General features: G+C 40.6%; 4 protein-coding genes and 2 pseudogenes. All 6 read right to left on the reverse strand.

Annotated elements, in window-relative coordinates; genetic code table 11:
• Positions 1 to 751: 751 nt before the first annotated feature.
• A pseudogene (gene tnpA / locus ACRD7P_RS12425) lies at positions 752 to 1,135 on the reverse strand (IS200/IS605 family transposase).
• A 117-nt stretch (positions 1,136 to 1,252) separates the two neighbouring features.
• Positions 1,253 to 1,369, reverse strand: a complete 117-nt coding sequence (locus tag ACRD7P_RS12430; RefSeq protein ID WP_430907945.1) for a hypothetical protein — start codon at positions 1,367 to 1,369, stop codon at positions 1,253 to 1,255.
• 862 nt (positions 1,370 to 2,231) lie between these two features.
• Positions 2,232 to 2,667: pseudogene (gene tnpA / locus ACRD7P_RS12435) on the reverse strand (IS200/IS605 family transposase).
• A gap of 88 nt (positions 2,668 to 2,755) precedes the next feature.
• Complete coding sequence (locus ACRD7P_RS12440; protein WP_430907946.1) at positions 2,756 to 5,080, reverse strand: TonB-dependent receptor domain-containing protein; 2,325 nt, start codon at positions 5,078 to 5,080, stop codon at positions 2,756 to 2,758.
• A 209-nt stretch (positions 5,081 to 5,289) separates the two neighbouring features.
• Positions 5,290 to 6,231 carry a cupin-like domain-containing protein gene (locus ACRD7P_RS12445; RefSeq protein WP_430907947.1) on the reverse strand — a complete coding sequence of 314 codons (942 nt, stop codon included), beginning with the start codon at positions 6,229 to 6,231 and terminating at the stop codon, positions 5,290 to 5,292.
• Positions 6,232 to 6,348: 117 nt separating this feature from the next.
• On the reverse strand, positions 6,349 to 6,615 hold a 267-nt coding region (locus ACRD7P_RS12450), incomplete at its 5' end, for an aminotransferase class III-fold pyridoxal phosphate-dependent enzyme (RefSeq protein ID WP_430907948.1).

Raw genomic sequence — 6,615 nt, forward strand, 5'->3', positions numbered from 1 at the left:
GATAGAAATGGAAAATGTGCCATTTATTCCAAAAGCAATCAGGCGTTTTTCCCTACAACTGCCGTCAGGGGGGAGATTGTCAACCCGAAACTAGCTAAACCCGAAACAGGTGTGCACTGAAATCAATTGGCACTACAGACCATCTTCTCGGAGACTTACCTTAGCAGACAATCGGCCTAGCACTTTTATTGTAAGGGTAGTCTTTTCGGAGCATGGAAGGATTGGAGTTTCTGCATTCGCAATACTCGGCTTGTTAAGTATGGGTATCTGAATAAATACAAATCAATAAGTTCACGCTTAATCCTTTAGTTCGATACTGCACCCAAAGAAGTTCGATTCAAAAAGCGCTATACGTTTTAAAAAGAAAATGCACTACATACGGTAAGAACCATGTTTTCAACAAGTGAACCTAAAAAACCAGTAATATTATAACCCTTCGAAAATACAAACCCTTCTATGCCAATGACAAAGAAGGGTTTTCTGTGGTCCCACATGGGCTCGAACTCTTATTGTAAACTTATGATTTTCAAATACTTATACTCCTTAAAACAAAACAGCGCACCGAATCGGACACCTATATACTATACAATTACTGCGAATTTTAGCTATATCCAAAAAGATTCAAATGCAACTAATATTAACTCAGCCAAGCTGTTTTTGAAGACTTACCCATTTTCGTACAGTCCTAAATGAACCTCTATGGACTTGAAGTCCATAATTTCGGGCTAACGACTTAAAGTCGCCTCAAAGGTCATTTAACTATGATGAACTTCGAGTTTGTTCTATCGCCGGGCTTTCTGTGATTCTCCAAATAGGCGGTCACCATTTCGTCTGTTACATTACCTGTGCTCCGGGAACCAAATCTAATAGTCCAGAAATGAGGCCCCTAAAACCGCTTTTTCAGCTAGGAAAACTCCCGTTGCAGTTTCCGGGAACTAAGGTCCTTCAACTTTTTCGCTAGATCGCTTACGCTCAAAGGGGGACGATAATCTAGGTGAATGTGCAAGTGGTCCTTGGAGACTACTCCCTTCAGAATCGATACCTCCTCGACCTCGCATATCTGTATCAATAGGGTACGACAGCGTATCTGGATATCCCCACTCTTGAGAACGGAATACCTATACTTAGTACTCAAAAAAACCTAGACACTCAAACGTGAAACGCTATGTCCATTAATCCTTACTTCTGCAATAAACCAAAAGTAGGCTTTTTTAGAAGCTAAAGCGAAATGCACTAAAGTACATAGCTCAAACTAATTTTTGAGACCTGTTAAATATAATTGTTTTTCATTGAACATCTGGTTCGGGCTTTTTCTGTCTAATGACTTGTGCGGGCGATACTCGTTGTAATCTTTCCTAAAATCCTCCACCTGTTAATATATCAATCCGCCGCTTATAGTTTGTGGTTTTTTGCGGCATATACTATATCGGGATGCCTGAAATATTTTTTTACCCGTTGGTGGTCGGACTGTAACATTTCCATGCGCGCCCTGACATTAGGCCTACAAGGTATTGCAGTCCTTGGGCCACGGTCTGTCTGAGAGCCCTGGTTTTAGGTCACGGTTCAGGTATTCTTCCGGGTCGGTTTCCGGCGAATATGGCGAAAGGAAGAACAGTTCGATGCCTACGTTGTTCTCTTAGGCCGGTGCCTTGACCATTTATCCATGGAGTACTCTCAGGTGTCCAGTATCAGGAAATCCTCCTAGTTCTTCCCTCAATCAAATGTTCGAGGAACACCATTAGCTGCTGTTGGTCCATGTTGCCCCCATATATAATGGACTCGACCTTTCCCTAATCGGTCACCGTCGATACTATGTTGATCGAGAACCGCTTGGCTACGAACTGTCGCGTCGGAGTATCCCCCCAGTGCTTAGGAATGTCCGTGTTGGCAATCGTTTCTCGCCCCTGTTTTGTCGCCCCAGTATATCTCGGCGTTCTTCTCGTTTTTAACCATTCTTTGATGGACGGATACTCCTCCTTCAGCCATTTGCCAACCTGTTGCGGCCGCTGTTCATAGGCCTTCTTCTTGAGCTTTTGGGGGCGTGGAACTCCGTGAGCGCAGATAGTCCCCCACAGTGGTAAACGCAATCTTGATCCCCAGTTACCCTTCCACCAGTTCCTTTACCGTCTTAGGTGTCCATAACCGTAGGGTAGTTTTAACTGGTCGGGCATCGTATCGCATATCATGCGCTGCACTACCATTAAACTACCATCGACTAAAGACGACTAAAGCTAATCGACCGTGGTAAACTCTCCATCCCCTTTCTCATTGTTGTGCTGATTTTCGATGTACTCCATTATCATTTCATCGGTGATGTTGCCAGAGCTAGCAACAAAATATCCACGACCGCCAGAGATGGCGGCCCCAAAAAAGTCGAGAGAACTGTTTGTTTTCCTGCATCAACTTATATAAACTTTTACCTTTCAGGTACTGAACCAATTTCGATATTGCCAAATGAGGCGGTAACGATACGAACAGGTGTACATGATCCTTTGAAACATGACCCTTCAGTATCTCGACATCGTTACGCTTGCAGATTTGCCTCACAAGTTCACGCACTCGTTTGCCGACCTCACCTCCAAGTACATTTTTTCTATATTTGGTTATCCAAACTATATGGTACTTGCAGTCATAGGTCGTGTGTGATGTCTTTCGATAATGCTGCATCACACAAAAATATAAAACTAAAGTCTTCGCCTAAAGGCGAGGGGTTTTCTCACAGATTGATACATCAAGTTGTTAGACCCATAAAGTTTTACTCCTTTTTAATTCTCTCTAGTTCGGGCAGCTCCTCTTTATCATCCTCATCGTCATCATCGTCATCATTCCTAGCGTTATTGTTAATAGTATATACCAACGATATACCAAAGCCAGAAAGATCCCTGAATTGATCTACCCCCACCGTTAAACCATCTAACTTGGCCTCTGCCCTGGTACGAAACGTGTTAAAAACATCTTGGGCAAAAAGACTGATGCTTAGGTTATCGTTGCACATTTTTTTTCCGGCAGAAATATTAAGAATATCTTGGGGCCTTGCAAAAAATATACCATCTCTTTGATCCGTTACGTAAAAATAAGTAACTCCTAAATTAATTTTTTTGGGTAGGTAAAACCTGCTCTGGAGGGCAAATTCCCAATAGGTTTTGTCTCTTAGGTCAAATTCTGAAGCAGTAAACAACCTGGTATTGAAAACATGGGACATCCCTACATACCCGTATATACTCATCCATTCATTTTCATATGGCAAATTAAGTCCGACAGAGATTTCTTCCTCACTTTTAAAATTTTCCTGTGTAGATACCGTCACAAAGTCCTCGTTGGTGAGAAAATCATAGATTGGATTTTTAATCCGATTATAGGAAACTTCCAGACTTACCGCTTCAAGATATTCGATAGCAGTTTCAAACTCATCGATCATTTCGGGCCTTAAACTCGGGTTTCCCCTTAAACTACTAAAGGAATCTATAAAGTTTATGAAGGGGTTAAGATCTTGAACATCTGGTCTTGCAATGCGTTTGTTGTAATAAACCCCCAAGCTCCAATCTTCACTGATTTCATAATTCATAGCTACTGAAGGAAATAGGTTCACATAGGTACTATCGATGATTGTTTGTCCGTCAATTCTCGAAATTCCATTAACAGTGGTAGATTCTAAACGCAACCCAACACTGGCAGTCAAATTCTCATACTCCTTTTCTATTTCGAAAAACCCTGCATATATGTTCTCATCATAACGAAAGGACTCCTGTTCCAAAACGATTTGATTAGAACTATCAAACAACCGCAACTCACTAGCGTTCGAAATTTTAGAATACTTAGCACCAACAACTCCTTTTAAACTCTCTGTAAAAGGATGGACATAGTCAACCGAAGTCGCCAACACATCTATTTCATTTTTATTATCGTTCTCCTTGCCCAAATCTTCTGATACATTCGAGATGTCCTCATCGATAATACCAAGGGAAGAAGAACTAAATTGTGTATAGTTAGAAAAAAAAGTAATCTTACGCCCTAGTGTATCCAAGCGGGTTGAATAATTAACATTGAAGGAGCTTGTTTCGTTCTTACGGTCTGTATTGGTTGATGTGGTTACGTTCACATCTTGATTCATAAGACCGGTGATTACATTCCTATTATCAGTGGTAAGCCCCCCTTCCTCACCGGAATAGGTTAGACCAATATCTAAATCTTGTGTTTTCCCCAATGCAATATTACTACCGACCCGCAAATTGTGAACATTTTGAAGGTCAGAAACACTACCAACTCGATTTTCCATGGTAGTTGTTGATTGGTCCTCATTTTCGAATATCCTAAAATATTCATCAACGCTCTTTAATTTTTTAGGGTAGTAACTATAGGAACTATACAAGCTTACAGCATCTTTCTTATAATTCAAATCAATTCCGCCCAGCCATCGGGAAAACGTATTTTCTCCGTACCTAAATCTAATTTTGGAACTAATACCTTCTATTTTGTTCTTCGTTGTGGTAATCAATACGACCGCTTTTCCTTCCGCATCATATTTGGCGGAAGGGTTTCGAACTACCTCTATTTTGGCAACATTATTGGAGTTGATCATCGTCAACTCGTCAGCGTTTTCGATTCTTCTTCCATCCAGATAGATCTGCGCTTCCCCTTTTCCAAATACTTCGATTGAATTTTCGGCTGTCACCGATAAGGACGGGGTTTGTCTTAACACATCTGATACATCCCCAATTTCGCTAAGTACAGTATTTTCAACATTTACCGTCAGGACCCCTCCTTTTTTTTGAATTTTGGGAATTCTTGCAACCACCGAGACTCCCTCTAATTGCTGCGTCTCCTGCTCTAATGCCAGGGTCGATAAATCTTTATTGCTATCAACCGCTACCGGTAGCTCTATAGACCCGTAACCCATATAATTGACTTGCACTATAAAACTACCTGCAGCTGAACTAAGCACAAAATATCCATTGTCATCGGTAATGACCCCCGTTTTTATCTCACCTAACGTTGTTTTCAAGATCACATCTACATACGGCAGCGGCAGCTGTGTGCCTTTGTCTATAATCGTACCTGTAATCTCGAATTTTTGTCCCAAAAGTATTTGGGAAAGAAATAAAAGTATATAAAGATAATTCTTGGATTTTGTAGGTATGAATATCATGAGAGTATTGCTTTTACGAATTCCATTTTAGGAAAAAGTGGATAAGCAGTTCAAAAGAATCATGCATGCGATTTTAGCAATTAGGTTACCAGTGCGTTTATCACCTCTTTTGAATAGCAGAAAAGAATCATTTTCACTACCCATCAACTAACATAATTGAGGTACGACTTGTAAAATGGGAAAATATATTTTGAAGGAATTTTTAGGGAAAGGCCCAAGTAAATAAGTGAATTATAGTATACATTTTTCATAGGCGCTCCCTGCCACAACGTTCTTACACCTCGTTTGGCACTTTCTTTCGTATGCCAATCGATATTAAAGGAAATGGAGCGGCTTAAACCATGTACTTGATGAAGCATACCTGAAGGCATATACAGAATATCTCCAGGACCGATCACCACCTCCATAATGTTCACATTCTTCGCATTTGGAAATTTTTCATAATCCGGCTTATCAGGATTAAATTTAGCCCATCGCCATCCTTCGATGTAACAATTGTCTTTTCCTTTAACATCGATCAAAATGAATTTCTTTTTACCAACAACCTGAAAAAATAGGTTGTTCGTTAATAGGGTATCAAAATGCAGAGGCGTTAAACTTCCTGTAGTTCCCATAAAGAACTGTATGTAATTCTGCCATTTAGACCAATACCATTCGGGTAATAAATGTTCATACGGAAAGGGGGAAATATCTTTGACATATTCCGGAAACATATAAAAAAAAGGCAAATCATGTAAGTACCCTACTTTTTTAGGATTCAGTCCCTTTTTTAAATCTTCTTCATACGCTTCAAGAAGTTCCACAAAATTACTTAGGAATATATTTCTCTTCTCGCCTTTCTCAATATTGCCCGTCTTTATGGATACTTTTTTTCCAGTTTCCATACTTTTAAAATATTCAGAATCCCACTCTAATGCCTTCCAATTTTTAGCCATGCCCCGAATAACGACTGGCTTACCTTTATTTACGAACTCTTCATAAAATTCTTTTCGAGTGATTCGATCTACAAATGGAACAGATGATTTAACAGGTTTTGGTGTTTTTTGAGAGGGTACATCCGTAACTAAGTCAACTTGATTCATCATTATTAATTTTTGATTTTAGAAACATGGGCTATACTTTAAAAACAAAAGGTCGTGCAGCGTTTATCGTTCTACTTTTCGAAACCCTTTTAAATTTGACATTACGAGTGTATTAGGGTGCTATGATAATTGTAGTTCCGCTGCCTCTTTGGAGCAGGACCTGATCGCACGTTTCAGTATGACGATCGCGTTGTCCACGATCCGATGGGTCGTGATAAGGGGCGGAACAAGCCGCATCACATTGCCGTGGTGCCCTCCCGATTCGAACAAGAGCCCTCTCTGGAAACAGGCCGCACGCAGTTCTTTCAAGTATTCCGGGTTCGGTTCCTTGGTGGCCTTGTCCTTGACGAACTCCACACCGATCATCATACCACGCCCGCGCACATC

The sequence above is a fragment of the Maribacter sp. 2-571 genome (assembly GCF_050589625.1).
In the GTDB taxonomy this organism is placed as follows: domain Bacteria; phylum Bacteroidota; class Bacteroidia; order Flavobacteriales; family Flavobacteriaceae; genus Pelagihabitans.